The organism is Pseudoclavibacter soli DSM 23366 (assembly GCF_000423505.1).
In the GTDB taxonomy this organism is placed as follows: Bacteria; Actinomycetota; Actinomycetes; order Actinomycetales; family Microbacteriaceae; genus Pseudoclavibacter_A; species Pseudoclavibacter_A soli.
This window is the reverse complement of sequence record NZ_AUIC01000006.1, coordinates 86,151-112,145: the sequence shown is the minus strand read 5'-3', so window position 1 is coordinate 112,145 and position 25,995 is coordinate 86,151. Positions and strand designations below refer to the sequence as shown.

Genomic DNA, 25,995 nt, shown 5'->3' with positions numbered 1-25,995 from the left:
GCCTGTGGTCGGGGTGTGTTGACTGGCTCCGGCTGGGGGATGCCGAAGGTACCGAAGTCATCCACAGGTGCAGCTGGCTCGACTTGTGTGATCGCGGCGTTGAACAGGTCGCTGCCAGTATCCTCAGCCGGGGCCGGTTGGACAGGTGGGGGCGTCTGCTGGGCAGACGGCGGGATGAGGGCAGCCTGCGGCTGGGGCACCGTCACCGGTTCTGGTCGGGGGACACTCCAGGCTTCGAAGTCGTGCCCGGCTGGTGTCTGCGGGGTAGTTGGCACCTGCGGTGCTGCCGGGGCATCGACAGGGCGCACGGGATCTGATGGCGTCTCAGCTGATGGCGTCGGATCGGCGGTTGTGGCGAAGTCGAAATCGTCGAGCCCCGCATTGGCCGTGGGCTCTGGTTCACCCCCATCGACGGCCAAATCAAAGAGCTCGTCCTCCGGTGCCTGATCGGCGGCGTACACGTCCAGTGCGTACAGCGTGCCCAGAATCCCGGTGAGGCCGGACGGCAGGAGGTCAGCGATCGGCACGGGGGTGCTCACTGACGAGAAGTGCTCCCCTGCGCCCGTCACATTGCCTGTGTGCCCCTCATCTGAGACGACGGTGACGAGGGTGTCTCCCTGCGAGATCATGGCGTTCACCCACGCCTGGAGCGTGGGGTTGGCGACATCGCCGACCAGCACGGGAAAGGCTCCGGCGGTCTTGCGTGAGTCACGGATGGCGCGCGCAGAAGCCATCCAGCCGTCGCCGGTGACGACGGTGATGCCTGCCTCGCGCAGCGGCTCGACAATGGCGGGGATTTCTACGACACCGATCAGTTTGCTCATCAGACTATGACTATGCGGAGACACAGCGGTTGTCTGTCGAGACCCCCGCGCACAGGTATCCGCATGAATGATTCCGACCTGCATCTGACCGCCGAGCAGGCCTGCGCGCTCGATGTCTTCCTCAAAAAGGAAGCGCTCACAATTGAGGCCTGCGCAGGTGCCGGCAAGACCACACTGCTGCGAACAATGGCGGAGCACGCTGCCGGGCGAGGTCTCTACCTGGCCTATAACGCGCACACCGCGCGCGACGCCCGCGGGTCGTTCCCGGACACTGCCGAAGTGAGAACGCCCCACTCAATCGCCTATGAACACTTCGGGCGTGCTCGAAGGCAGCGCCTGACCGGGAAACTACCAGGGGCTAAGGAGCGCAAAGAAGTGTGGGGTGCTGCCCCCTTCGGGTCGGATTTCGGACGCATCACGTCGTGGCAGGTAATGCATCTGGGGTTGAACGCAGTGGAAGCGTTCTGCCAGTCGGTCGACCAACAGCTCGGAGTAGAGCATGTCGTCATCCCCCAGACTGTCCTGTACGAGCTCTCCCCCGATGAGCGAACCCTCGCGGACCTGAACGACGCAATCCTGCACGTCGCCAAAAAGATCTGGGAGACAGCCAATGACCTACAGGCAGACACCCCGGTCACCCACGACATGGTGCTGAAAATGTGGGCGCTGACCAATCCTGTTCTTGACGCGGACTACGTGCTCTTCGACGAAGCTCAGGACGCCAATCCGGTGATCGTGAACCTGTTGAAGCACCAGTCAGCGCAGATCGTCACTGTCGGCGACTCAGCCCAACAGCTCTACGGCTGGCGTGGTGCTGTGGATGCGCTGGCGAGCTTCGACGGCGTACGTCAGACACTCACCCAGTCTTTCCGCTTTGGGCAGGCTATTGCCGACGAGGCCAATCACTGGTTGTCCCATCTCGGAGACGATCGCCGTATCCGTGGTACGAACAAGCGCTCCAGCGTCTGGCGAGACCACGACAGTCACCGTGTGCCGGATGCCTTCATCTGCCGCACCAATGCCGGCATGGTGCGGCAGATGCTCACCCTGCAGGCAGAAGGAGTCGACGTGAGTATCGTGGGCGAGGCTAAAACCCGCGGCATTCTGCGCATGGCCGAAGTCTCGGAGCAGCTGACCAGCAGACATTTCACCACGGACACTGACTTCGCCTCATTCAAAGACTGGGATGAGGTGGTCGCCTTTGCGAACACACCTGAATGCCCACCTGACATCGCCGGGCAGGTACAGCTGGTGCAACAGTTCGGATCCGATACGATGCGTCGCGCCGTCAAGAGGGCATCGCAGCTGCCGGCAGAGCAGGCGCAGTGCGTGCTGACCACCTGCCATCAGGCCAAGGGGCGGCAGTGGCGGCATGTCCGGATCGCCGACGACTTCACTGAAGCACTTGAGCCGGGGGTACGTAAAAAAGCTGCCAGTGAGGAATTCATGGTCGCCTACGTCGCGGTCACCCGAGCTCAACGGCATCTGGATGCGAGAGCAATTGCCGGCGAGCGAGGGAACTCGCATAGTCCTGAAGTATGAGCAGAACTAAGCGCCGGAGACACACTGCGGCAAGGCGGGGCACGGGCGGAAATGGCCGGATCCAAGCTAAGACCACACCTTCATCCAAGAAGGCAGCACCCACAACCTCCAAGACGAAGTCTGATCCCCGCACTGGCACATCGAAGAAACCGCCGAAAGCCACATGGGGACAGGCGCTTCACGCCCACCTGTTCCCGCGTCGAGACACGGGGGTACGGGCGTTTCTTCGCACGTTCAGCTGGGGTGACTACACTCCGCGCGAGCTGCTGATCCGGTACCGCTCGCGCATCTCGTGGCCGTTGGTCCCATCCGTGTTCAGCGTCGCGCTGTGGGCAGGTCAGTCCACCTACTCGGCCGTCTTCGCACTGATGCTCTGGGCTGCGTCAGTGATCGTGCTGCCTACCGCGGTTCATGCTGGTATTCGTTCCTTGGTGATCTACCGCAGACACCGGGACGAGCTGCCGTGGCGGCCAGTCCTGTTTGCTGAGCTGAAACTTCTCGTGTGCCTGCTTGTCCAGGTCGCCTACTTCATTCCATGGGGGTCACTGTGAACGACGAGCCCGACTTCGACCCATATGCCGTTCTCGGCGTCACACGCAACGCCGACGACGATGTCATCCGAGCCGCATGGAAGACCCAGGTCCGCAAGAACCACCCCGACATCGTCGGACCGGACGGTGAGGCAGCGACAGCACGCATCAACGCGGCCTACAACATGATCCGTACTCCCGAACTCCGGGCACGCTATGATCGCGACCATCTCGCCCAACAGCAGCCGCCCATCACCCCTAACCCCCAGAGCGAGCACGTCTCCAACGTGTACGCCGCTGCACAGGATCAGCCCAGCTCGTACCCGGAGGCGGTGCAAGACCCTCGCCCCACAAAGAGAGTGTGGAAGATCGAGCTGAATCGAGGGAGCGTGATCCGCAGCCTCGCTACTGTCTCCGCGGCAGCTGCAGTGGTCGCCGCGGTGCTGTTTATCGTGGCATGGCGGTTAGGCGGGCTCTCCGGTGCCGCGGCTCTTCTCGGTGCGATCGGTGTGGCCGTCGCCGTTTGGCGGTCACTTGGCTGGAAGCGTCTGGCCAGCGCGGCTGCTGTCGCGCTCAGCTGGTACCTGTACAGCGTCCCAGGGGCTCTGTGTTCGCTTGCCGCAGTCGCGGCCGCTGTCGGAGTATGGGTATGGCTGGCCGCTGTCGCGGATATGTCCCGTGTATCCCGTGTGCGCAAACTCGCCGCTGGCGCGGCGCAGGCCGGGGCCGAGCTGCTGTGGGTTCGTGAGGTCATGGTCTCGGACTCGAGAAGGCTGCTGTTGAATGTGGAGTCACTTACCGGAGGCGCCGGCGGAGACGTTGTGGTCTGGGCTGACAGCCGAGCCCTGCCGGGCGCAGCCATCTGGCTGGATAGCTCTGCGACTCGAATTGGCGGAGCCAGCCGGCCGGGAGACATCGAGGCTTTGACCAGGGTGAGCCGTCTGGAACGACTGGGGAACCTGCTCAGCCGCCGTTGATCAACCCTTGTGCCATTCGAGTTCGTAGCTGGCTGGGTCAATGATCTTGAACGCCTGGTCGCTGTCGTGGTCGTAGTCGACCAACACAATCCATGTCCCCGAGCCGTACTCGCGATGAGTCTCGGTTCCTTCAGTGATCTGCGCCTCCCAGTCGCCGGTCACGCAGATATTAGCGGCGACAACTCCGTCGTAAGTGCTCGTATCGCACAGAGAGGCGTCAGTGGCGGTGAATGTGATCACTGCGTCAGTGGTGGAGTCTCTGCCAAAGACCGTACGTCCGACCTGTGAAAGTGCAGTCGCATCGAATTCACGAACGAGGCTGCTCATAGCTGCGCTGCGCTGTTCGTAGTTCTCATTTGCACCAACGGCAACGTACTGCTGAACGACACGTTTGGCCAGCTCCAAACGTGCGGGTTTCAGATCAGCGCCATAATTGTCGCGGATCTCCTGCTGCCGGGCAAGAGACGCGTCCGTTGCGTCTGAGCTGCCGGAGCTGCTGCTGCTGCTGCTGCTGCTGCTGCTGCTGCTGCTGCTGCTGGAGCTCGTGTCCGTGCTGTCACCGTCGGCGCTGTCCGTCATATCGGTTGATTCGCCGGTGTCGCTCGACCCGGGGTCTACCTCCACTGTCGTAGAGGGACGTTCGGACGTCGCGCTCGTCTCATCGTTATCTCCCCATGTCCACGGACGGGTGATGAGGACTCCGATCAAGACGATGGTGCCCACGACAATGGACAGTGAAGCGACTCTGTGGGTCTGCGCCCACTCGCGGATGTTGTTCATGTGATCCTCTTCTCAGTCAATCACGTTTCGAAAAATAGTGACATCGGCATCCCTGATGTCCACGAGCTGCGCGCTCTTACCAGGGCGGGGCTCCTCCACAATCTGATTATTCCCGACGTACATGGCCACGTGCCCATGATCTGTCCAGACCACAAGATCACCCGGCTGGAGCTCAGATTGGGATATGGAACGGCCAGAGTCTCTCATCTCCTCCGCTGTGCGCGGGAGGCTGATATTGAAGTGCTTGAAGACGTAGACCATGTACCCGCTGCAATCCATGCCGCCCTCTTCAGGGCTACTTCCGCCATACAGGTATGGTGTGCCGAGTAATGACTTGGCGTACTCTACAATCTCGGCGCGGGTGCCAGTTGCCACCTCTTCGCCGGAGTCCGATGAACTCGCATTGGATGCGTCCACCGTCACCTCGGCACACTCATCATTCGAGTCCTCAGTCTTAGTGGACTGCCCGTTGGTGGCACAGGATGCGATGTCGTCCTGTGTGTCGGTGTCGACGTCGTCCTCAGCAACAGAGGAGGTTACAGAGTCGGAGGTTTTCGAGGTCGTGGACTGTCCCAGACTGGGGATGAGCATTGCGACGCCGAAAATCGGGCCAAAGAACAGCAGGAGCGGGACAAGGGCGAGGATGAGTATCTTCTTACCGTTGATCCCTTTGGCGACTTTCCCGGCAGCCTTGTCCAAGAGCTTGCCCAATACAGGCGCTTTGTCGATCGCGGCGCCACCGGGAATTGCTGCTTTCGCAGCTTTCTTGACCGCTTCCTTTTTCAGGTTGTCCAACCCACTGGGCGCACTGGTTCTCGTGCGGTTTTGGCCCGAGCCCTCAGCATGAGGCAGAGCCTTCGTCTCGGTGCCTGTCAGACCGGTTTCAGAAGAGCTGTCTTGACTGGTGCCAGTGAAGCTGGGAGCACTCCCCCGCCGGATTGCTTGCCCGTCATGCTTCGAAGTAGCCTGACCCAAACCTCTGTCAATGTTGGTCGATGGCCTTCGCGCCAGTGAATCGGTCGGTGTAAGGCTCTTGTCACTTTTGGGCAGACCCCTGACGGCACCGATGTCCGGCATATTCGCTGGCTGCGAGGCAGGCTTGGCGGACTCTGGAGGACGCTTTCGTGTAGTTCCGTTGGTCTTCTCACTCATATTTCCACCTGGTCTTGTCGCGGGCCGTCGATCGCGACAGCAAGAGTGCCGTCCTCCGGGTAGTAAGGCACCCACACCGACCAGACCCCGCTGCCGGGGTAGCGCAGAATGGTGTCATCTCCGACAAGGGTGATTTCAGCGGCGTATGCAACAGGCACAATGACCTGTGCGTATGGAATTCCATTCCCGAGATAATCTGTCACTTGAGCGAAGGCACTACTGGGAGAATCGAGCCATCCATAAGCCTCTTCGTGCATTCCGACTTCGCGTGCGTGCAGTCGGGTCTTGAGTGTCGGCTCCCCCTCAAATCCGGTAGCGTCGGCTGTGAAGTATCTGCTGAGTCGCTGCGTCCGCTGTTCATCGGTCTCGGTACTCGTGTACTGCACCGCTGCGAGAACGGCAATCTCGGCGGCGCGCTGCTGCGCCGAGGAGAAGCCCGATGCGGCAGCCGCGCGAGCCTCTTCGACTCTCGTCCACTGTGATGAGTCCAGCGGGATGGCGCCCTCTAAGTCGGAGTCTTCTTGCCATCCTTCGAAAACGTCTGCACTTGGGCTCTCATCCGTGTCTGGGGTTGGCACTTCAGCTGTTGCGGAGGCTCCCTGCTGAGCGTCAGTCTGAGCGGCAGAACTATTACACGCCTTGAGCGTCACGGGAATGACAGTCACCAAGGCAATGAGTGCAAAAACAGACAAGCCGACAGAAATTCTGTGCCCGGCCAGCCATCGTCGCACGGAAGTGGAGGCTTGACGGTCACTCACTTGAACCCTGTGCTTTCAACCACTCATCAGGATTCACCGAGTTACCTGCAGTGGATCCGTCCTGCGCGAAAGACCAACTCGTGCGAACTTCAAAATGGAGGTGTGCACCCGTTGAACCGCCGGTATTGCCTGACAATGCAATCTGTTGGCCTTTGGTGACGGTATCTCCGGCGCTCACAAGTGCTTGGCTGAGATGGCAGGATCGCGTGCCGATCTGGCTTCCGTTGATGTTGTGGTAGATCTCTATCGCGATGCCGCAGGTGCCCAGCGCTCCGGCACTTTTGACGGTCCCATCGGCGATGGCGTAGACAGGTGTCCCAATAACCGCCTTGTAGTCCATTCCATAGTGGAACTTTCGAATACCGCTGAGGGGGTGTATGCGCACTCCATACTGGTCACTGATTTCCAGTTTCGCCAACGGCATCGCAATGTCACCCACATAGGTCGGCACCTCGGTGTCGCCGCCCCCCGAGCAGGTCTGTACCGACGAGCTGCCGGAGTCCGTGGAGCTCGAGCTCGAGGTCGAGCTGGAGGCGCCGCTCCCGCCATGGGACGCGTACCATGCTGCGGCAGCCTTACGCCGATCGGTGACGGCTTTCTCAATCTCTCTGGGGCGCTCATACTGCCTGACCCAGATCTCGGCTGCGTCCTCGGGACTTGATGAAGATTTGATGCCGTCCCAGACCGCCTGATAGCTCGTGGAGAGTTCCTGTTTCATGTAGTCGAGCTGGACTGAGAGGAGCTGGTCGATTTCCTCTGCAGTCAGTGCCTCTGTCGCTAGTGGGGTGCTGTACTGAGACGTGTAGAACTTATCCCCGAGCTTCTCTTTGACGTAGTCGCGGACTTTGCTGTGACGGCCAGTCTGTTCAGTTGAGCCCGGTGCATTTGTCCACTGAACAATGCCCCAGCCAAATTTCACATTCAGGCTCCCGCCGGCGATTTCAGCCTTCCAAGGAATGCCTCCTGATTCCGCTGATATGTTGGCGACCACGCCAGAAGCCTGTTCCGCCGTCATCTCGGCGTTGGACTGCAACCAGTTGTAGATCTTCTCCAGCTCGTTGGTGCCGCTGAGCTCAGAGCCGTCACTATTGCATGTGGTGGTCTGCCCGAGCGCCCATTTGAGGCCGATGTCGTAGGCTGCTTTGACATTCTCATCGCTGAGACCGATGAGCTTGCCGAGCAGAGTGTAGAGCTGCTCGGTCTTCGCGTAGCTCTCCTTCTGACTCTCCGTCTGCTCTTCTTCATCCGGGCGTTCGAAATGGTCGTAGGTGCTTGTCTCATTTCCGCCCATGTACTCGGCGAAGTTGTCGAGACGACGGTACTCGCCGCTCGGGTCGTACTGGGCGATGGCAAGGCCGATCTTCCACTTCAGCTCTGGTGAAGAGAGCAGATCGACGTTATTATTCGCTTTCAGCTGCACCGCGGCTGACATGATCCAACCCATGTCCAGTGTGTCGATGGAAGTCCACGTCTGCTCATTCGCGGCTAACCACTCATCGAGCGAGCTCGTATCGTTGACGGCGTCCTCAATAGATGGAGCCGATACATCGTCCGCTGGGTTTGCTGCTGCGATACCGGCCGCTGTGCGTGACACGGGGGTGATCTGAGCTGCCTGGGCTTCCGAGATAAAGCTCTGTGAGATCCCCGAGTCCAATGCGGCGAGGATAGGGGTGAGCGTGGTGGGGCTTATCGCCTCCGTGTCGGCGACGTCTACAGACGCGAAGCCGCTGAGGAACAGACTGGCCCCCAATAAGGCTGCGGTCATCCCGCGGTGAAACCCTGACTTGCGCATACACACCACTTATGCGGAGGAGCGCTTCAACGCGCCCGGCCGATCCGCCATTCGACATGGGGGTCCTCCCCTTGGGGGAAATACCGTCGTCGTCGTCGTTCCAGTCGCCAGACATACAGGCGAGAGGGGCGGTGGTTCGATTTTCTGCGGTTGTGGACGCCACACAGATTCTGATAGTTCGACATGGCTGTGGCGCCGCCGAACGACCATGGCCAGATATGGTCCCCCTGCCCGCCCGGGCTGGTGCATCTGCGCCCGATGATGGGTTTGTGTTCACAGCGGTTCCCGCTGCGGGCAGCTCCGTGGATGCGCTGCTCTTTTGTGAAGACTCGCTGTGGATCTGTCTGGATGCGATGGTTGTTCGAAGCCCGACGGGCCAGCAACCCCAATACGATAGGCAATACCAGCAGGATGAGCACCGGTGTGGGAATGGACAGCTCCATAATGGCGAGATATGCGAATGAGGGGCCCACCCGGAATGGGCAGACCCCTCATTCGTTGTGGAGGCGAGTACTAGAAGTCGTCGTCGTCATCGTCGTCAGCAGCCGGTGCGGCCGGCTTCGACGATGCGGGTGCGGGCTTTGACGCCTGCTTCGACGCCTGCTTCGGTGCGTCCTCGTTCGGCTCGCTGCGGTTGGTGCGGCCGATCTTGACGAACTCGGCCTTACCGTACAGCAGTGAGACACTCACGTCGTCCGCGGTGACCTCGAAGGAGGTGCGCTTGTTGCCTTCCTTGTCCTCGTAGGAGGTCTGCTCGAGGACGCCGACCACGGTGACGCGCTGGCCCTTGTGCAGCGACTGGGCCACGTTCTCAGCCAGCCCACGCCATGCGCTCACTCGCAGGAACGCGGTGTTCTTCTCGACGTACTCGCCTTTCTCGCGATCGTAGAAACCGACCGACTGTGCGATGGTGAAGCTGGTGACGGCGGTGCCGTTGCCGGTGTAGCGAAGCTCCGGGTCGGCGGTGATGTTTCCGTAGAAGGTCTGGACGTTGTTCGCCATGATGTGTCTTTCTCTAGTTGTGTGTTCGCCTGGTGGCGGTGACGTCGGCCTTTCCGTCGTCTGGATGTACTATGCGCGGGGCATCGAAAATCGTGCATTCGGGTTTGTTCAGCAAGTCGGCCAGCTGGTCGAAGCTGACGCTGGCGGTCTGTGTCCTAGCCTGCCTGAGCCGGTCGAGACTGCGTCGAAGCCAATGGAGTCTCGCCTCGACCGTGGCAATCTCCGAGACAACGAAGTCGATCTCCGTGTCGAGGTCTAGCTGAGAGTTGGGATTTGGGTTTGGAGTGCTCATGGCATCATTCTGGAGGCGGGCGCACCGCCCCGACCTCATGCGCACAAGGGAAATCGCAACATCATGCCGCTTTTCGTCGGTTTGGGGTGTGTGCCCCATGCACACGGGGGGGGTGCCGCGTTTATAGCTGGGCGAGCAGGATGTCGACCCCGAACAGGCTCGCGGCCTGTTTACCGAAGAACAGAGCAAGCAGCCAGCCTCCCGCCAGTGCCGGGCCGAGCGGCAGTGTTGAACCACGCCCACCACGGCGCAGTGTCAGCAGGGCAGCTGGGAACGCAAGCAGATAGGGTGCGACCATACCCATCACCAGCGTGGGCATTCCTATTGCACCGAGACTTGCCCCGATCACCGGTGCGATCTTGGCGTCGCCGAACCCCATGGCCCCCACTAGCGCGAATACGAGGATCGGCGCAGTGTAGACGGCTGCGCCGATCAGTGCACCGTGGGCGGTCTCGTTCTGGCCGGCGAGACTGGTCAGGGCGATCAGCCCGGCAGTCATCACCCCAGCCGGAAGCGTGACCCTATTCGGGATGCGTCCTGTGTCGAGGTCGGTGAGCGTGATGGTCAGAAGCGCTGATCCCGTGAGCAGCTGCAGGCCGGTCAGCAGGGCTTCTGGCGGTGTCTGCGGGGGTATGTGCCACCAAAGCATCACCCACAGCAGCGCGTTGAGCGCCTCCACAACCGGGTATCGGATGTTGATGGGTGTCCTGCAGTGCAGGCAGCGACCACCTAGGGCCAGCCATCCCAGAATGGGCACATTCTCAGACCAGCTGAGCTGGTGGTTGCAGGTGGGGCAAGCGCTGCGACCAGAGGCATCTGTGCCTGCGGCGAAGCGGACAGCCACGACGTTCAGAAAGCTGCCGAGCACGGCACCGAAGACACCGGCCCAGATCAGCTGGGCAGTGAGTGGGATCGAGCTCACCGCTGTTGCTCATAAGCTGTGGGGTGCCCGGCTGCACGGGCTGCGGCAAGCGCGGTCTCGTATTCGTCCACTCGCCGTGTGAGCGCTGCCCAGTCGAGATCGAGGTCCGCGCTGACAGCGGCGTCGACGGCGGATACCGGGTCGAGCTCCAGTCCGCCGTCGGGAAGTCGTCGAGCCTCCAACGTGACCGGGGGCTGGATATCGAGGGTCGCGAATATGCGCCCCTCATGTCGACTGAACGTGATTTCTGGGACGATGCTCAATTGATGTCCTTTCCACAGGCTGGTGTCTGGGACAGGACTATGCGGACGTGTTCAGATCCGCGGCAGGCTCTCGACCGCGAGGTCGACCAGCACGGCCATGGTCACCAAGACGCCTGCAGCCACAGCCAAAAGCTGAAGCGTCGGCAGTGCGAGCGGGTGCCGCGCGACAAAAGCCCGCCAGTCGGATTGGAGTGTACGTCGAGGTTTACGTGTCTGTGTGCTCATACCCACCATGTGCGCGGGGTCACTAAGCGAAGGTGAGTGAGTACACCGTGGTGTAGTCGCTCGACTGCACAGTGCCCGTCTGCGTGTCCGTGGACGCCATAGATGAGACCACCACGCGTGCGTAAGGCGTCTGGGCGAAGTCGGAGGCTTGTGGCGCGTAAATGCCCAACGATGCATTCGCTGCCAGCGGGTCCTGATACTGGATGACCACATCAGCGTAGTCACCGCTTTCGAACAGTCCCTCGGTGACTGCGCCGCTTGCGTCCGACACGGAGAACGCGGTCAGCTGAGTGCACCCCGCCGGGGCCCGAGACGGCCGTGTGTGGGATGTCGACCACCAGTAACAGGCGCCGGGGTCAATACTCGGGGTGCCGGCGTATCCGACCTGGTATGCCCCCAGCTCGTTGACTGATCGTGCAAGGCTTCTGGCATGGTTCTGAGCGGTCGACTCCGATGCCCCGAAGACGGTTGCGCGCAGCCCGGAGAGCACACCAAGACTGACCACCGTGAGCACTGCAATCGCAATGACGGTCAGAGCAAGGCTCACTCCGGAGTCATTTCGGAGACGGTGTCTCAGCTTGCGCATACTGTTGCCGCCTCTCCACTGAGGTCCAGTGCTGATCGATACCAGCCGGAGTCCAGTGTGATCGTGGTCTGCGCCCGGTATGGCGCCACGCTGCCGATCACGAAATCCGCTTTGAGCATGTAGGGGCTGCTGCTGTCCCAGGACACGGTGAAGCCTCCCCCACTGGGAATACTGGCGTCTGCGACCTTCTGCCATCCAGCACTCGCCGGGGACGATGTTGCAGAGAAGCCTGCCGACGCGCTTGCCGCGATGGGACGCCCCGTTGACGAGTTTGTCGCGAGCTCTGGGCCGGTGCGCTGCCAGAGGATGCCGTCGTCGTCCAACCACCATGCACGGCACGTCCAGCGCGCCCGTTCCCGATCGCGAGTGAGGACGACGACAGCCTCGTCGCCGCCGAAGCGCGCGTTCACCTGTGCGTCAGGCAGCACTGAGGCGGTGTCGTTCAGCCCGGTCTCCAGCCCCTGTGTGAACGTGTTGGCGGTCTGGATGTTCTGGTTGCGTGCAGTGCTGTCTTGATTCAGTCCGGCTGCGGTGTTCACCAATGTGGCTAGGATCAGCAGGACCATAGTGACCAGCCCCATCGCCACAATGGTCTCCACGAGAGTCATACCCGAGTCACGGAGCCGCTTCAGACGTCTACTTCGCAAGGGTGATCACCTCGATCTCGGGAGTTCGTTCGCCGATACGAACTGCCAGACGGAAAGTCGTGGTGACCACTGCGTTTTCATCGGTGGCGGCCACTCGAGAGCACAGGCTGTTGATGGCGGAGGCGGTGGGGACGGTCATCGACCCCTTCCTGACAGTCCAGACCGCGTCCGAAGCCCCGGAGACCTGCGTGGAGTTCACCCGCAGTCGAATATTCATCTGCTCCGTGAGCGGGTAACTGGTTGCGACTGGATATTGCCTGAAGGAGGTGAACCAGGTCTTGCAGGCTTCAACCTGACTCCCAGTCGTGGTGAGTTTCTCGGAAGCTGCGACACTGGCCTGCTCGGCGAGGTTGAGCACACTCTGCTGAATCCGATCACGTTCGGCGACTTCAGAGACCTTCGCCGCGTTTGTCGACGTCGACGTGAAGACGCTGACCACACCGAGCCCCATGGCGGCGATTAGGAACACACTGACGATCACCTCGACCAAGGAGTCACCGGCATCGCGATACCGGCGCGTTCGACGAAGACTCATACACCACACCTATGCGGAGGCCGAAAGGTAGCCTGCCAGCGCCTGAGGATCATGGGCGGCACGCTGAGCCACCGCGCGCTCGACACGGCCGGCACGAACGAGCTCGGCGAGGTTCTGGTCGAGGCTGTGCATGCCCTCCTTCGCGCCTGACTGCAGGGCGGTGACGATCTGATGGGTGGTTCCCGATCGGATCATGTTCGCCACGGCGGATGTGACCACGAGGATCTCGTGCGCCGCGATCCGTCCGCCGGAGACGGTTGGCAGCAGGGTCTGGCTGACCACACCCCGCAGCGTGGCCGCCAGCTCCTGTCGAATCTGCTCCTGCCGGCCGTCCGGGAACATGTCGATGATTCGATCCGCGGTCTGCTGCGCATCCTGCGTGTGCAGTGTCGCGAAGACAAGGTGTCCGGTCTCCGCAGCGGCGATAGCGGTGGAGATTGTCTCCAGATCGCGCATCTCCCCCACGAGGATCACGTCGGGATCTTGGCGAAGTGCGCGCTTGAGTGCCTCGGGGAACGAGTTCGTGTCCCGCCCGACTTCGCGCTGAGTGATGAAGCAGCGCTTTGAGCGGTGGACGAACTCGATCGGGTCTTCAATGGTGATGATATGTTCATCGCGCGTGCGGTTGATCAGATCGATCATCGCAGCCAGAGTCGTACTCTTCCCGGACCCGGTCGGCCCGGTCACGAGCACCAGCCCACGCGGCAGGGCCGCGAACTGCCGGAGCACGCGCGGCATGCCGAGCGATTCGAGACTCGGAATCTGGGTCGGGATCTGCCGACACACGATCCCGATGCCATTGTCCTGATGGTGGACGTTGACTCGGAAGCGTGCGCCTGCAGCTGCGATGGACAGGTCAAGCTCGAGCTCATCCGCAAACCGATCGCGCTGATCTTGGGTAGTGATCGATTCGAGCACGCTGTACATCAGCTCCGCCGTCCACGGAGATGCATCCATACCCGCGATGGTCTGCAGCGACCCGTTGACCCTGATGCGAGCCACCTCACCTGTTGCGGTGTGGAGGTCAGAGGCGCCCTTAGCGACCACCTGTTCCAGTGCGTACGCGAGAACCTCGTTCAGACCGCTCATTCGGCCACCTCGATGCTGACGTCTTCAGATTCTTCCTGAGGATCGACATCCACGTCTGCGTCAGCCAGCACGAAAATGTCTCCAGAGAGAACCACCGTGTACTCGGTCTGATCCTTCTCCGGCTCTGAGATGTCGATGCCGTTGACCCAGAACAGTCGAGTGGAGTGCTGAACGCCGCTGATGAACCCGGCGATGCTGTCATAATCTCCGGTGGCAGTCACTGTCACCGGGTACGCGATCAAGCTGGACGCATCTGCGCTCGCAATCGCATCGGCTGCCGCTGATGCCTTTGCCGCGTCATCTCCGGAGACGGACTCGAGTACGGCGACCACTTCTGGGGAGATCTGTTCAAAGGGCGTGGCATCACCCAAGGTGAGCCCGTCAATGGAGATCGCGTTGGTTGCGCCGACCTCCGAGAGTTCAGCGAAGAAGCCCTCTTGGTCGAGCGCGCTCGGGATGTTCGCGCGGAGGTCAGCCAGTTGCGCGCTGAGAGCATCGAAGTTCTGCCGCGCCGCTTCGCCTGCGTCGACACGCTGGGTGAGAGTGGTATTGCTCTGTTCGATGGCTGACGCCTGTTCCCGGTCATCGCCGGCCGAGCTGAGGTTCACCCAGCTGAGGCCACCGCCGGCGAGTACACTCACGGCGATGACGCCCGCGGTGATCAGCTTCAGGTTTGCCGTATTTGTCTTAGTGGTTTCCTTGGTCACTGCGCGGCTCCTGACTGGTCGAATCGGTAGGTGAAGTTCGGCGAGAGCTCAACGCTCACGCTGGTTGTGTACGTGCCTGTGTCCTCAACTCGCTGGGAGTCGGTCACCTTGGCCGAGGTGACGCCAGCATCTGACTTCAGGGCGTTCAGCCATGACGTCAGATCGGGCAGGGTCTCACTCGTTGTCGTGACCGCGACGTTCAGGGGGCCCTCGGAGTCGGCAGCGGCCTCGGCGTTGGCGCCGAAGGACGAGATGGTGAACTGGCTGATGGTCATGCCCTCGGGGGTGAGGGCGTTCAGGCGGGTGAAGATCCCGGACCAGTCCGATTCGGCTGCGGTGGCCGCGCTGCGTGCGTCCGAGAGCACTTGCAGCTGCGTGGAGACTGAGGCGGCCTCAGAGACGCCCTCCAGTTGAGTCTGCAGAGTCTGCTGTTGCTCGGACGCGCTGGCCAGCTGCGATGCGGCGGAGCTGGACTGCAGCCCGGTCACACCGATCGCTGCCCCGGCGACAAGTAGCGCTGCGGCTGCCACAGCTGCGGTACGTACCAGCCCAGACCGATCGGCCAGCGACACCGGACGAAGGTCTACGCCCGCGCCAGGTAGGGCCAGGCCGACCGCGACCAGCGACACCAGCTGACCATTCGCATCAGCGAACTGGGGTGCGCTGACTGCAATGCGGAAGCGGTCGCCGAACGCGCGGTCGATGCCGAACGTCCGTGCGCCACCGCCGGTGAGCACGATCTGGGAGAGCTGGTGCTCATGGAGGATCTCCTCGACCGACCACGCGATGTCCGAAACCACCTCGGCGAGGACATCCTCGAAGTCACCTTGGTAGGCCTCGACGGCGCTCGTGTCCTCGGAGGTCTTGAGCTTCTCGGCGGCGCCGCGAGTCAGCTGCAGGCGATCCATCAGGCGGTCGGTGATGGTGTCTCCGCCATCCGGCGTGAGCTGCACTGACACTGCGGTGCCCGAGCTCGCCTGCACAACTGTGGTGTTGGTCTTGCCGATGTCGACGATGACTGCGTCGTCCACACCGCCGACCGCTGCCTGCGTCGCACGAGCGAGCGCGAAGGCTCCGGCATCGATCCCGACGAGTTTCAGGCCAGCGGCGGAGACCACCTGCTCGAGCGAGGCGACAATCTGGGCGGAGGCACCGACAAGCAGCCCACTCACCTTCCCTGCCCGCACGGGGGCGTCGGGCGCTGGAAGGAAGTCGAACTGCGCACCGGCCGCAGAGAACGGCAGCGGCTCATCGGTCGGGGTGCGCAGCTGCAGCGACTTCCTCAGCTCGGCATGCGGCAGCTTTGCGAACGAGGCCGGGAGGTACAGTTGCTGCCGTCCGAACGTCGAAACCACGACGTTCTTCGTGGTGAATGAGCCGGCTGTGTAAGCCTCAGTGACCAAACGAGCCACCGCCGGGATGTCGATGATCGATGTCTCCGAGATGAGGCCTTCTGGCACATCCAGGCTCACGTATGAATCCACGACAAGGTCGCCGTTTCCGTCAATGTGCGCTTGGGCGAGGCGAATGCCAGTGCGGCTGATGTCCAAGCCGAGATGCTTTGCGGCTGCTGCCATTATGGTTTCCTCTCAGGAATTGGAGATCAGGGTGTTGATCTGGAACATGGGCAGGTACAGGCTGATGACGATGCCGCCGATGACTGCGCCGATGACGACGATCATGACCGGCTCGATGATGCTGGTCAGCTGCTCAGTAGCCTCGGTGACATCGTCGTTGTAGAACTCAGCGACTTTTTCCAGCATCGAGGGCAGGTCACCTGCTGCCTCGCCAGCGCCGATCAGCTTCGTGGTCAGCTCTGGGAATACCGGCTGCGCGAGGAGCGCGCTCTGGATGGAGCGACCAGACTCGACGTCTTCACGCACTTGGCGGGCTGCCTGTTCGATGACCCAGTTGCCACTGGCTCGACCAACCAGATCGAGCGATGAGGTGATCGGCACGCCCACATTCGTCAGTAATGAGAGTGCATCCGCAAAACGGGCGACAGCCAGCTTGCGAGCAAGGGGTCCGATGATCGGGAGCCTGAGCTTGATCGGATCCCACCGCCGGCGAAACCACGCCTTGTCATGGCTGGCGCGCAGGAACAGGACAGACGCGAGTGTCACTGCGATGATGAGCGGTCCAAGCCACGGCATCTGGTGGCTGACAGCCACAAGCACGCGTGTCGGCAGCGGGAGCTGGCCGCCGAGAGCGGCGAACATCTCCTCGAACTTCGGGACGAGTGTCCAGACGATGCCGATGACGGCGATGAATGCGATTGCCAGCACGACAACCGGATACGTCATCGCGGATTTGATCTTGGCTCGCAGTTTGTGCTGCCGCTCGAAAGCGCCCGCCGCTGAGGCCAGTGTACGATCCAGTTCCCCTGAGGCCTCGCCGGCTTCCACGAGGCTCACGAACAGCTGTGGGAACATCTTGGGATGCAGCGCCAGCGCCTCGGTCAGGCTCGATCCGGCGACGACGTCCTGACGAACGGACGAAAGCGCCGCACCCAGTGACTTCGAACGCTGGGTCTGGGAGCTGACAAGGTCAAGAGCCTCAGTCAGCGGAAGGCCGGCACCGACCATGGTTGACAGCTGACGAGCCACGAGAGCGAGGTCCTTGGGGCGGACGCCCTTAGAACCCATCCCCGGAATGTTGATGTCCTTGTTGAGCGTGCCGGATGATTCGTCAAGGGAGACAATGGCCGCGAACCGATCTGACAACTGTGCCAGTGCCACCTCGCGGCTTGCCGCGTCAATACGTCCGCGGCGCCGACGCCCCTGCGCATCTCGTGCGATGTACTCGAACTGGCTCATGCAGCTTGCCCTTTCACTGGTTCCAACAAGGCCGTATGCGTAGTGCGCTGTCCGGTCACGCGCTGACGCGCAGAATCTCAGCGACGGAGGTCTTGCCTTCGGCGACTTTGCGCAGCCCGTCCGTGCGGATCGTCTCCATCCCGGCAACGATGGCCCGTTCGGCGAGCTCGGCCCCGGTCCGCCCCTCAGCGATCATGCGGCGCATGACGTCGTCGACGACAAGAACCTCTCTGATTGCCAGCCGCCCCTGGTAGCCGGTGTCATTACATCGCGAGCAGCCGACAGCCTCATGCACATGGACAACCGCCTCGTCGGGGGCTGCCTCGGGGATACTGAAGCCGAGGCGTCTCAGCTGCCCGGCAGACATCTCGGCAGGCCGACAGCACTGGGTGCACAGGCGCCGCACGAGACGCTGCCCAACTACCACTCGCAACGCCGAGGCGAGCAGGAACGGCTCGATGCCCATTTTGGTCAGACGTCCAACAGCCGAGGCCGCGTCGTTGGTGTGCAGGGTTGACAGCACAAGGTGACCGGTCAGTGATGCGTCCATGGCGATGGACGCTGTCTCACCGTCTCGGAGCTCGCCGACGAGGAGAATATCCGGGTCGGCGCGGAGGATTGATCGCAGCGCACCGGCAAAGGTGAGCCCCTGTTTCTCGTTGACCTGAATCTGCGTCACGCCGGGGTATCGAAACTCGACCGGGTCCTCAACGGTGATGATGTTCACTTCGGGCTTGTTGATGTCCGTCAGCGCAGAGTGCAGCGTTGTCGACTTGCCAGACCCCGTCGGCCCGGTCACGAGTACGAGTCCATAAGAGGCGTGGTACCCCTGCTTGAAGGCTTCCAGAGCGGCGGGTGCGAACTCCTGCTTGGAGATATCGAGCGGACCACCGGACTGGTTGAGGATTCGCATAACCGCGGACTCTCCACGCACCGAAGGCAGGATGGCAAGGCGAATGTCGGTGGTGCCGCCGTTGAGCTTCAGACCGATACGACCATCCTGCGGCTTGTGACGGGTGGCGATATCCAACTGGGCAAGGATCTTCAGTCGGTTGATCAGGGATTGGTGCACGTTCGCGTCATAGGTGCTCACCTCCCGCAGCACACCGTCCACACGGTGGCGGATATGTACGCCAGTCGGTGACGGCTGAATGTGCACATCAGAGGCTCCCTCGTCCACAGCTCGCTGCAGGATGCCGACAACCAGTCGGGCGGCCGGACTCGAATCCGCCGCGGCATCATCTGACTCTTCGCCGCTGGAGATGATCTCGCGCTGGGCGCGCAGGTCCTCCCCCAGGCTGTCCAGCATCTGCTCTGAGTCGGAGCGGTACAGCTCGGCGATCAGTTCCTGCAGGGCGCCGCGAGCGCAGACCTGTACACGGACGCGACGCCCTGAGGATCCTCCGACGGCGTTGACCAGAGACCTGTCGAACGGGTTCACCACCAGCACATCGAGGTAGGTTCCGTCATCACTGACCGGGGCAACCAGACTCGTGCGAGCCACATTCCCCGCGATCATTGACACCACAGGATCCGGAATACTGCTCGCCTGTGGCGGGTCCACTCGCGTGTGCCGTGAGGTCTCTGCGGCAACATCAGCCAACAGCCGATCATCCACCAGCTGACTCTCGAGCAACCAAGCGAGTGTTCCGGATGAGCTGCTCACACGATCCTCTGGGATACGTGAGAGAACCACATCGGGTACGCCGGCGGCACGCAGAGATTCAAGAAACCTATTCATGTCAGAGAGCTATGCGTGCGGGGTGTTTCGGGGCTGCTGCGGGTTTGTCCTGCTTGTCCGCGGCTTGTCCGCAGAGCTTGCGGACAAATTTTCCCTTGTAATTACTGGGCTGTAGGGGCCTGTCCTCTCTGTCTGTCTAGTTAAATGATTTGTTAAAGAGAGAGATATATATAGGGGCTGGGGGAGATATATTTCTCTTTCTCACATACGAGGGGGGGTCCCCTCGGGCGTTTTTTGCGGACAGGGTGTTGGAGGGCTGTTTTGGCCCGGAATTCCGGGGTTTTTGTTGTCCGCGGGCTGTGCGGACAGGCTGCGGACAGGTCGGACGTGGGCGGGTTTTTGGGTGTTTTTCGTGTGGGTGGTTTTGGGTGGTGTGGTGTCCGCGAGGGGGCTGGTTCCGCGTGTTTCCGGGGAAGTACGGGGTTTTGGGGTGGTGGTTTTTGGGTGTTGTGGGGCTTGACAGGGGGTGTTAGGCTTGGCTGCACCAGCTTCACTCAAGTGCCCGCTCACCTGCCGCAGCCAAGCCTAAAAGTGCTTTTCGGGGCTGTTTTCTGGGGTTCCTGGCCTGCTTTTTCGCTCTCTTGCGACCCCTGTTTTGGGTGCGAAGGTGCCTGTTTTGGGGGTTGTGTGGGGGTTGACAGAGGTGTTAGGCTTGGCGTCAATCGCTCCACTCAGAGCGGAGCACTCAACACCAAGCCTAAAATCACCGGCGGCCCGTTGATGTGCCGCTGAAGCACCCTCTTTCGCCGTCTTAGCCCCATGCTGGCACTGATCGAACGTGCCCGTGCTCTTCCGGATCTCGGTCTGGCAAGTCTCCGTCGACACGCCAGCCCCCATACTCGACAGGTGCCCCGCATAGCCTCTCTCAGGAGGTGCAGCACGTGCATACATTCACACCCGGTGACCTGGTCACCACGTCACGATACGAGGGACGCTGGCAAATCGAGAGTCTGCTCGCCAGAGATTCAGGTGCACCCGGGCGAGCCGTCCTGATGCCTGCAGGTCACGGCGCCACCCGAGGCCGACCGGTTGTCCCACTGACCACACTCCAACCGGCTGCGGAGAAATCTGCTGCTCCCCTGCTGGTATGGGTGGATGTCGAGACCACCGGACTCGACCCGTGGGACAACCATGATGAGCTGCTGGAGATCGCAGTTCTCGTCACCGACGCATCCGGGAATCTGGTAGACGAGCACGGCTATCATGCTGTGGTTCACTACGATGCCGAGGAATCGGTGGCTCTCTACGACCACGCTGACGACACCGTCCGCCAGATGCACACACGCACGGGGCTGTGGGATCGTCTGGCGGCGGGCTTACCGCTGACGCAGATCGAGGAAGAAGTGCTCGCCTACGTGCAACAGTGGGCGGTTCATCCTCGACAGGCACGCTTGGCGGGAAGTTCTGTTGCTCTCGACCGTAAGTTCCTCGAGGCGAAACTGCCGCGGCTGGAGCAATGGCTGCACTACCGAGTGTTGGATGTGAGTTCTAATCGGTTCCTGCTGGGCGCGCTCGGGTACTTCGGCGGGCCGAACTCGGGCAAGACACCGGCCCACACTGCCTTCGACGACATCCGCGGCTCTCTGGACGAATACCGCTGGCAGTTGGATGTCCTCCGAAAGGAGCTGGCGTGATCGGCACACCGGGTCTGCTCGTCATCGACCTCCGGCGAGCCAATACCGATGCGGAGGTTCGCGCCGCGGTCGAAGAGTTCCTCGCAAGCGGTCGGTTGCAGCCGTACGGTGCTTACTGGTGCGCAGAGGACACGCGGGATGCGCCGTACGTCCCGCGGTATTGCGAAGCATGTGACGCTGAATTCTAAATATATGCCGTATGTGGCATATGGAATCAGCCGAGGATGCTCAGTGCCGCCCTGACGGTACGGTCGACGTCTGTAGACGTCAGCTCACGTGACTGTGGGAACAGCACGGCGACGACAAGCGGACCGACGAGCGCTTCATAAACAGGCGTGTAGTCATCCTGCGGCTTGATCTGGCCGCGCTCCACCGCACGGTCGAGAATGAGTCTGACCGACTGTCGGCGAGGCATGATGAAACCCTGCTCCCAGGTGGTTGCCGCGGCACTGCTCTGAGTGACTCGACTCACCAGAAGCGGGAGCAATGCGCGGAATGTTGCGTCATTGAACATCGCGATCTCAGCCGCCTGCAGCTCACGCAGGTCACCCTCAACCGTATTCGTGTCTGGTGTGACCGGCTGGACGAACTGGTGGGACAGGATCGCCGACAGAAGCTCATCGACATCTGACCAGTGACGGTAGAAAGTCGTTCGAGTGATGTTCGCTTCTCGGCAGATAGCCATGACGTTGAGCTCTACGGGGGCCAGCGCCGCCAGCGAGATCACTGCATCGAATACGTCGTCTACGACCGCCTGCCGGCGACGCCTGACTGGTTTCTCAGTCACAGCGAACCTCCTGTTCGTTCCACTAGCTCGATCGCGTAAAGACCTACTTCGAGCATGCGGTCGGCGATTTCATCGACAGAGTCTTGCTGGGCTTCGCCAACGTCCTTCGCCCCCATTACGGCGCAGACCAGCAGGTCAACCGCATTCGGGTCCGAGCCGGGGAACAGCCCCCGCCACAGATCGATAATGACCGGCGGGCGCCCGCTGTCGGCCTGCCTCGCCTGCCGCATGCCGGCCCGTATGCGTTCGTCCCCACGATACAGTGCTACGATGCTGCGCAGCGTCTGGCGGGCGTCACCAACAGAGAGCGCGGCAGTGTTTTTGACGGTTGCGGCTTCGTACTCGCGACTCACCTGATCACCGCCAGCACCCCACGGCCGTGTGTCCCGCCATCCAGCAGGATGCTGGTGTGGACGTCGATGACCTCTCGTCCGGCCAGTTGGAGGGTTCGAAATCGGAGCAACTCGGTCTGCGAAGTGAAATGCTCCTGCGGCAGCACATCCACAGTATCCAGAGTGATTCGTCGCATGACCAGCTGACCGTAGTCAGCGTGGGAGAGCCCGAGCTCTCGCTGGATGGCCACTTGGGATAGCTCACCCATCAAAGCGATCAAATCGACCACGCCGGGGGTATCTTCAGCCCACGTATGGTGCGCGAGCCCCTGTCCGGTGACGGTCGTCCGAGATCTCCCCGCTGCGACAAGGTGGCGAGGTTGACCACTGTCGTCAGAAAGCCGAGCTGTGAACCCTGCAAGAAGCACACTGGTTTCGTCACCGTCACGGTCAACTTTCACTAGTACATCTGCGGCACTCGGCGTCAGCTGACGCGGCGCGGCCACGTCGATATGACGCCACCCCGTCGTTCCAGATGCGAGCAGGGCCGCGCTGACAGCTTCAATAGAGGTGACGTGATCAGTGATGCGTCCGACGCCCGGCAGATATATGAAGCGCGCGATGTCTCCGTCCACCGTAGTCACCAGCCGCCGATACCCAGCTCCGAGGTAGCGATCTTCTGAGGGGCCAAGCACTTCTGTGAGGTCTTCCATGATCAGTCTCCGTTCTCGACGGGGGTGATGGCACTGACTGCGTCACCGAGCTCGGCTCGGATGACCGCGAGAACTGCGACCAAGGTGTCGATGGTGTAGGTGGGTGGTGCGCAAACAAGGTCGAGCACGAGGATCAGCGTCTCAGGGGCATCGCTGAGCGTGGCAGGACGAACGGTGGACTCACGTGCCGATTCGATACGTCGGATGGTGCGTTCGAGTTTTACTGCAGTGCTCCGATGCGGCTGGGTGCGACTCTCGAAGTGCAGAATCAGCCGGATTGTCTCCGGTTCTGTCTTTGCTGTGTCGCTCATACGGGATCCTTCGTTTTGAGTGCAGTCACGAGTTCGTCTATCGTTTCTGCACAGGCTGTCGGGACAGGACCGACGTAGTCCTGTGATTGCCAGACTGGGAAAAGGCGGCCATCATGAATGATCCATGCGTAGGGCGTGGACCGAAGACTGTACCCTCGGTTGCTGAGGTCTGCGACCAAGCTCACGATCTGCTCCTCCGCTCATTGCTGCCGCAGCACACCGGGTAGGACACCACCGCCATGAGGCACCCCATGTATCCCAACAGTGTTGGGGCAAGCACGTACGCTGATAGCTATGCGGGGGGCTGATGAAATCTCGACGTGATGTCATTTTGGAGCTGGAGGTTCCTCCGGGGTGGCGTGCCTGCCCCGCGGACGAGACCCACCACCCCGGGTGGGTGGGCGGCCTGACGGCACGCGCCTGCTGGCGGTCTGCGGATGGTGCATCGAATATTCGTGCCGCGGTGGTGCTTGATCTTGCCCCTGCAGATGTCATCGATATGGTCTCTTCGGCGGATGGCGCTGCCTCCGGGCTTGTAGTGCAGCCGATGGAGCACGCCTTGGGGTCCGGGCTTCGTGTGGATACACCGCATGGTCAAGTGCTCTATCTCTGGCGGGCACAAGACACGGTGGTCGTCGAAACCTACGCCGAGGACTTCGCGCTCGACGACCTCGACTGGATGGAACATGTAGCCGACAGCGTCAATGTGATTGATTTATAGATGCACAGTGCACCTGTTCGGTAGGCTCGAAGGACACCAGTCTTGCGAGGAGATGGGCGTTGGAGCGGATCACTGCCGAGTTGTTGAAACTGTCCCCTGCTGCGCGATCGCCGCTATCTCGACCGGGCGCGCGACGCGCGCTCGCCCGTGATGTGGCCAAGGTCGCCGATCGTCTTGGGGTAGAGCGGTTCGTGGAGCCGTTTGCCGGAACCGGTGCGGTATCACTCCTGTTGGCGCAGACGGGGCTGGTGGCACGAGCAACTCTCGCCGATGCTGACGAAGGCATCGCCTCATTCTGGGCGGTGGCTCTCACAGATCCGGTGCCGCTGATCGACCTAGTCCATCGTTTCTTCCCCACGCGAGAGAGGTTTTTGGAGCTACGCGCCTCATCCCCGGAGACACGGCTTGGGCGCGCCTTCCGCACGCTGGCGCTGTCGAGGCTCAGCTGGAGTGGCATCATCGGTGCGGGGCCTGCGAGCAGGATGGAACAGCGCTGGCGCCCGGAGACATTGGCTGAGCGAATCGGCCGCATCTTCGAACTTGGGGCCTCAGGCATTCTCTCTGCCGCACCCGAAGCACAAGGCTGGCAGGCGAGTCTCGCTCACCACAAAGACGCGCTTGCTTTTATCGACCCGCCGTACCCCGAGGAAGGCCCGCGGTTGTACGCACACTCAATGGATGAGCCCGCCCATGACGAGTTGGCGCGCCTACTTCTGGCTCGCCCCGGCCCCTCCGTGGTTGTCGGCCCCGACACGCCAGACCAGCGTCGTCGGTATGCCGGTGCCATCGAACTTCCGACAGGCGATCGCCCATATTCGCTGATGACGAGAGGGTCACACGCGCGACGTGAAGTTGTGTTTCTCATCGGAGCCTGAACACGCGCTATAGTTTCACTATGCGACGGTTGCATCGTGTGAATTTGAGCGTCCGCGCACAACTTACGCCAGGAAAGGAACTCAGCTTCTTCCGACGCACCGAAAAGGGGTGCAGCAGCTGAGTCGGCATGAACATGGACAAAAAGACTCTCATTGGCGGCATCGGCGCAGCAGCGGCCGGCATCGCCATCACTGCATTCCCCGTGCTCGCCAACGCGGACGAGGTCGATGCCAGCACGCTCGCCAGCGATTCGAGCGCGACCCAGATGGCCGCCACTGACGCCCCCGCAGCTGAGACCACGGAAGCACAGCCCTCTGGCACCATCGTGACCACGCCCGCGCCGGCCACCACGGAGACGCCTGCTGCGGCTTCAGTGAGCACGGACGAACCTGCTGCAGAAGTGACTGTCCAGCCGAGCACTTTGAGCTCACAAGATGGTGTAGATGCGGAACCCGTTGCGACCTCTGAGGATCCTGACGAGCCCGTCGCCAATGAGACCGTCCAGCCGAGCACTTTGAGCGTGACCTCCGACGAAACACCCGTCTCAGACGGCACCGAAGATCTCGTAATCGTGGATCCCAGTGAGCAGGAGCCCGAGGAAATCCCGGAGGATCCCGCACCAGTCGTCGAGGACACCACCACTACCCAGGTGATCAACAACGCCAACGGAACCACGTCGACGGTCACGGTTTCCGAGGTGATCAACGCGCAGTGGAGCTTGCGCGAAACCAACATCTCTAAGCGAGTGCAGGAGGGTCACGGCATCAATGTCGTGGTTTCGGGGATGAGCACGGGTACAGACACGACATGGTTCCGCGGGCTCACTCTGGATCTCGACAAATACATCGGTTCGGACTACTACGTCACCAACCACACGACGGTCAGTCTGCAATTCATCTCAGACGTGACCGGGGTGACTGTAGAGGATCTGGTCAAGGCGCTGCTGAAAGTGGACCTGCCGAAGGCCGTCGACGACGCCCACCCGGTGTTTTACCTCATCAAGATTGCCGATGATGAGAAGCTCCTTGGGCTGGTTGACACCTTCGCCGTTGATCCGGCAGCGCTCACCGTGGTGACTACTGATCCAGTGACGCCCGTCGATCCGACCGACCCGACTGATCCAGTGACGCCCGTCGATCCGACCGACCCGACTGACACTGACAGTGACAGTGAGACTACTCCGGATAGCAATATCGACGTAGTGAAGGTCACGAGTGTGATCCCCCAGTCGTACACCGCGAACGATGACGGCAGCATTGTCTTGGACGACACCGCCGCGGAAGCCTCGTCAGAGGACACGCTGGCGCACACCGGCGGTGTCGAGGGTGCGGCTGCAGCGGCGATGCTCGCCGGCATTGGCGCTGCCTTGGTCGCCGCGTCGCGCCGCCGTAAGCGCGCCTGAGCGCACGTGAAAACACCCCGCCCGGGTTTTTCTCAGGCG

27 protein-coding genes and 1 pseudogene are annotated in these 25,995 nt (G+C 61.6%); 6 read left to right on the top strand and 22 right to left on the bottom strand.

All coding sequences use genetic code 11. The features are described from left to right. Positions 1-824: pseudogene (locus G557_RS0106900) on the bottom strand (hypothetical protein); the annotation flags it as partial. Positions 825-887: 63 nt separating this feature from the next. On the opposite strand from G557_RS0106900, the gene G557_RS0106895 reads away from it, so the two are divergent. Together G557_RS0106895 and G557_RS13405 are read left to right on the top strand one after the other, a co-directional pair. After that, positions 888-2,366, top strand: coding sequence for a UvrD-helicase domain-containing protein (locus G557_RS0106895; RefSeq protein WP_028245471.1), 1,479 nt, complete (start codon positions 888-890; stop codon positions 2,364-2,366). 535 nt (positions 2,367-2,901) lie between these two features. Continuing rightward, positions 2,902-3,873, top strand: a complete 972-nt coding sequence (locus G557_RS13405) for a J domain-containing protein (RefSeq protein WP_051224806.1) — start codon at positions 2,902-2,904, stop codon at positions 3,871-3,873. Here the strand turns inward: G557_RS13405 and G557_RS14120 are convergent, their stop codons facing one another. The 17 genes from G557_RS14120 to G557_RS0106800 form a co-directional block, all read right to left on the bottom strand. Beyond that, positions 3,874-4,653, bottom strand: coding sequence for a hypothetical protein (locus G557_RS14120; RefSeq protein WP_028245469.1), 780 nt, complete (start codon positions 4,651-4,653; stop codon positions 3,874-3,876). A gap of 12 nt (positions 4,654-4,665) precedes the next feature. Continuing rightward, a complete protein-coding gene (locus G557_RS0106875) occupies positions 4,666-5,805 on the bottom strand; it encodes a C40 family peptidase (protein WP_084627056.1) in 1,140 nt (379 codons plus the stop codon). Then, positions 5,802-6,497 carry a hypothetical protein gene (locus G557_RS0106870; RefSeq protein WP_028245467.1) on the bottom strand — a complete coding sequence of 232 codons (696 nt, stop codon included), beginning with the start codon at positions 6,495-6,497 and terminating at the stop codon, positions 5,802-5,804. Before G557_RS0106870 ends, G557_RS0106875 begins: the two co-directional genes overlap by 4 nt. Positions 6,498-6,555: 58 nt before the next feature. Beyond that, entirely contained in the window at positions 6,556-8,328 is a 1,773-nt protein-coding gene (locus tag G557_RS13400; RefSeq protein ID WP_169337755.1) for a phage tail tip lysozyme, read from the bottom strand. A 540-nt stretch (positions 8,329-8,868) separates the two neighbouring features. After that, a complete protein-coding gene (gene ssb / locus G557_RS0106860; protein WP_028245466.1) occupies positions 8,869-9,357 on the bottom strand; it encodes a single-stranded DNA-binding protein in 489 nt (162 codons plus the stop codon). A 13-nt stretch (positions 9,358-9,370) separates the two neighbouring features. Next, a complete protein-coding gene (locus tag G557_RS0106855; RefSeq protein ID WP_028245465.1) occupies positions 9,371-9,649 on the bottom strand; it encodes a hypothetical protein in 279 nt (92 codons plus the stop codon). Between the two features lie 121 nt (positions 9,650-9,770). Beyond that, positions 9,771-10,571, bottom strand: a complete 801-nt coding sequence (locus tag G557_RS0106850) for a prepilin peptidase (RefSeq protein ID WP_028245464.1) — start codon at positions 10,569-10,571, stop codon at positions 9,771-9,773. Beyond that, on the bottom strand, positions 10,568-10,834 hold the full coding sequence (locus G557_RS0106845; RefSeq protein WP_028245463.1) for a hypothetical protein: 267 nt from the start codon (positions 10,832-10,834) through the stop codon (positions 10,568-10,570). Before G557_RS0106845 ends, G557_RS0106850 begins: the two co-directional genes overlap by 4 nt. A 51-nt stretch (positions 10,835-10,885) precedes the next feature. Then, complete coding sequence (locus G557_RS0106840) at positions 10,886-11,059, bottom strand: hypothetical protein (RefSeq protein ID WP_156877120.1); 174 nt, start codon at positions 11,057-11,059, stop codon at positions 10,886-10,888. 22 nt (positions 11,060-11,081) lie between these two features. Further along, complete coding sequence (locus G557_RS0106835) at positions 11,082-11,606, bottom strand: hypothetical protein (protein WP_028245461.1); 525 nt, start codon at positions 11,604-11,606, stop codon at positions 11,082-11,084. 26 nt (positions 11,607-11,632) lie between these two features. Further along, complete coding sequence (locus G557_RS0106830) at positions 11,633-12,253, bottom strand: type IV pilus modification PilV family protein (RefSeq protein WP_028245460.1); 621 nt, start codon at positions 12,251-12,253, stop codon at positions 11,633-11,635. Between the two features lie 28 nt (positions 12,254-12,281). After that, entirely contained in the window at positions 12,282-12,827 is a 546-nt protein-coding gene (locus G557_RS0106825) for a hypothetical protein (protein WP_028245459.1), read from the bottom strand. Positions 12,828-12,836: 9 nt separating this feature from the next. Further along, positions 12,837-13,916, bottom strand: a complete 1,080-nt coding sequence (locus G557_RS12230) for a type IV pilus twitching motility protein PilT (protein ID WP_051224803.1) — start codon at positions 13,914-13,916, stop codon at positions 12,837-12,839. Beyond that, entirely contained in the window at positions 13,913-14,623 is a 711-nt protein-coding gene (locus G557_RS0106815; RefSeq protein ID WP_028245458.1) for a hypothetical protein, read from the bottom strand. Before G557_RS0106815 ends, G557_RS12230 begins: the two co-directional genes overlap by 4 nt. After that, positions 14,620-16,200 carry a pilus assembly protein PilM gene (pilM, locus tag G557_RS0106810; protein WP_028245457.1) on the bottom strand — a complete coding sequence of 527 codons (1,581 nt, stop codon included), beginning with the start codon at positions 16,198-16,200 and terminating at the stop codon, positions 14,620-14,622. Before pilM ends, G557_RS0106815 begins: the two co-directional genes overlap by 4 nt. A gap of 12 nt (positions 16,201-16,212) precedes the next feature. Further along, positions 16,213-17,439 (bottom strand): type II secretion system F family protein, encoded by a 1,227-nt coding sequence (locus G557_RS0106805; protein ID WP_028245456.1) that lies wholly within the window; start codon positions 17,437-17,439, stop codon positions 16,213-16,215. A 55-nt stretch (positions 17,440-17,494) separates the two neighbouring features. Beyond that, complete coding sequence (locus G557_RS0106800) at positions 17,495-19,105, bottom strand: GspE/PulE family protein (RefSeq protein ID WP_051224801.1); 1,611 nt, start codon at positions 19,103-19,105, stop codon at positions 17,495-17,497. 1,166 nt (positions 19,106-20,271) lie between these two features. Between G557_RS0106800 and orn the strand changes: the two genes are divergently transcribed. Further along, positions 20,272-20,814: an oligoribonuclease gene (gene orn, locus G557_RS12225; protein ID WP_169337754.1), complete on the top strand. Its 543-nt coding sequence runs from the start codon at positions 20,272-20,274 to the stop codon at positions 20,812-20,814. Positions 20,815-21,028: 214 nt separating this feature from the next. Here the strand turns inward: orn and G557_RS0106785 are convergent, their stop codons facing one another. From G557_RS0106785 to G557_RS0106770, 4 genes are read right to left on the bottom strand one after another with little or no spacing between them, the layout of a single operon-like run. Then, positions 21,029-21,601, bottom strand: a complete 573-nt coding sequence (locus tag G557_RS0106785) for a TetR-like C-terminal domain-containing protein (RefSeq protein ID WP_028245453.1) — start codon at positions 21,599-21,601, stop codon at positions 21,029-21,031. Further along, positions 21,598-21,954 carry a hypothetical protein gene (locus G557_RS0106780; protein ID WP_028245452.1) on the bottom strand — a complete coding sequence of 119 codons (357 nt, stop codon included), beginning with the start codon at positions 21,952-21,954 and terminating at the stop codon, positions 21,598-21,600. The genes G557_RS0106785 and G557_RS0106780 overlap by 4 nt, the downstream gene beginning before the upstream one ends. After that, positions 21,951-22,646, bottom strand: coding sequence for a hypothetical protein (locus G557_RS0106775; RefSeq protein WP_028245451.1), 696 nt, complete (start codon positions 22,644-22,646; stop codon positions 21,951-21,953). The genes G557_RS0106780 and G557_RS0106775 overlap by 4 nt, the downstream gene beginning before the upstream one ends. Positions 22,647-22,648: 2 nt before the next feature. Further along, a complete protein-coding gene (locus G557_RS0106770; protein WP_028245450.1) occupies positions 22,649-22,957 on the bottom strand; it encodes a hypothetical protein in 309 nt (102 codons plus the stop codon). A 397-nt stretch (positions 22,958-23,354) separates the two neighbouring features. On the opposite strand from G557_RS0106770, the gene G557_RS0106765 reads away from it, so the two are divergent. The 3 genes from G557_RS0106765 (at position 23,355) to G557_RS0106755 (ending at position 25,956) form a co-directional block, all read left to right on the top strand. Beyond that, positions 23,355-23,678 (top strand): hypothetical protein, encoded by a 324-nt coding sequence (locus G557_RS0106765; protein ID WP_156877118.1) that lies wholly within the window; start codon positions 23,355-23,357, stop codon positions 23,676-23,678. A gap of 59 nt (positions 23,679-23,737) precedes the next feature. After that, complete coding sequence (locus G557_RS0106760; RefSeq protein ID WP_028245448.1) at positions 23,738-24,553, top strand: DNA adenine methylase; 816 nt, start codon at positions 23,738-23,740, stop codon at positions 24,551-24,553. A gap of 128 nt (positions 24,554-24,681) precedes the next feature. Beyond that, entirely contained in the window at positions 24,682-25,956 is a 1,275-nt protein-coding gene (locus G557_RS0106755; protein ID WP_169337751.1) for a hypothetical protein, read from the top strand. The last annotated feature ends 39 nt before the right edge of the window (positions 25,957-25,995 follow it).

Coding starts and splice junctions, on each gene's coding strand:
- ssb (WP_028245466.1), bottom strand. CDS start 9,357: ATGGCGAACAACGTCCAGACCTTCTACGGAAACATCACCGCCGACCCG.
- G557_RS0106770 (WP_028245450.1), bottom strand. CDS start 22,957: ATGAGCGACACAGCAAAGACAGAACCGGAGACAATCCGGCTGATTCTG.
- G557_RS0106855 (WP_028245465.1), bottom strand. CDS start 9,649: ATGAGCACTCCAAACCCAAATCCCAACTCTCAGCTAGACCTCGACACG.
- G557_RS0106755 (WP_169337751.1), top strand. CDS start 24,682: ATGAACATGGACAAAAAGACTCTCATTGGCGGCATCGGCGCAGCAGCG.
- G557_RS14120 (WP_028245469.1), bottom strand. CDS start 4,653: ATGAACAACATCCGCGAGTGGGCGCAGACCCACAGAGTCGCTTCACTG.
- pilM (WP_028245457.1), bottom strand. CDS start 16,200: ATGGCAGCAGCCGCAAAGCATCTCGGCTTGGACATCAGCCGCACTGGC.
- G557_RS12230 (WP_051224803.1), bottom strand. CDS start 13,916: ATGAGCGGTCTGAACGAGGTTCTCGCGTACGCACTGGAACAGGTGGTC.
- G557_RS0106830 (WP_028245460.1), bottom strand. CDS start 12,253: ATGACTCTCGTGGAGACCATTGTGGCGATGGGGCTGGTCACTATGGTC.
- G557_RS0106875 (WP_084627056.1), bottom strand. CDS start 5,805: ATGAGTGAGAAGACCAACGGAACTACACGAAAGCGTCCTCCAGAGTCC.
- G557_RS0106840 (WP_156877120.1), bottom strand. CDS start 11,059: ATGAGCACACAGACACGTAAACCTCGACGTACACTCCAATCCGACTGG.
- G557_RS0106805 (WP_028245456.1), bottom strand. CDS start 17,439: ATGAGCCAGTTCGAGTACATCGCACGAGATGCGCAGGGGCGTCGGCGC.
- G557_RS13400 (WP_169337755.1), bottom strand. CDS start 8,328: ATGACCGCAGCCTTATTGGGGGCCAGTCTGTTCCTCAGCGGCTTCGCG.
- G557_RS0106775 (WP_028245451.1), bottom strand. CDS start 22,646: ATGGAAGACCTCACAGAAGTGCTTGGCCCCTCAGAAGATCGCTACCTC.
- G557_RS13405 (WP_051224806.1), top strand. CDS start 2,902: ATGGGGGTCACTGTGAACGACGAGCCCGACTTCGACCCATATGCCGTT.
- G557_RS0106895 (WP_028245471.1), top strand. CDS start 888: ATGAATGATTCCGACCTGCATCTGACCGCCGAGCAGGCCTGCGCGCTC.
- G557_RS0106825 (WP_028245459.1), bottom strand. CDS start 12,827: ATGAGTCTTCGTCGAACGCGCCGGTATCGCGATGCCGGTGACTCCTTG.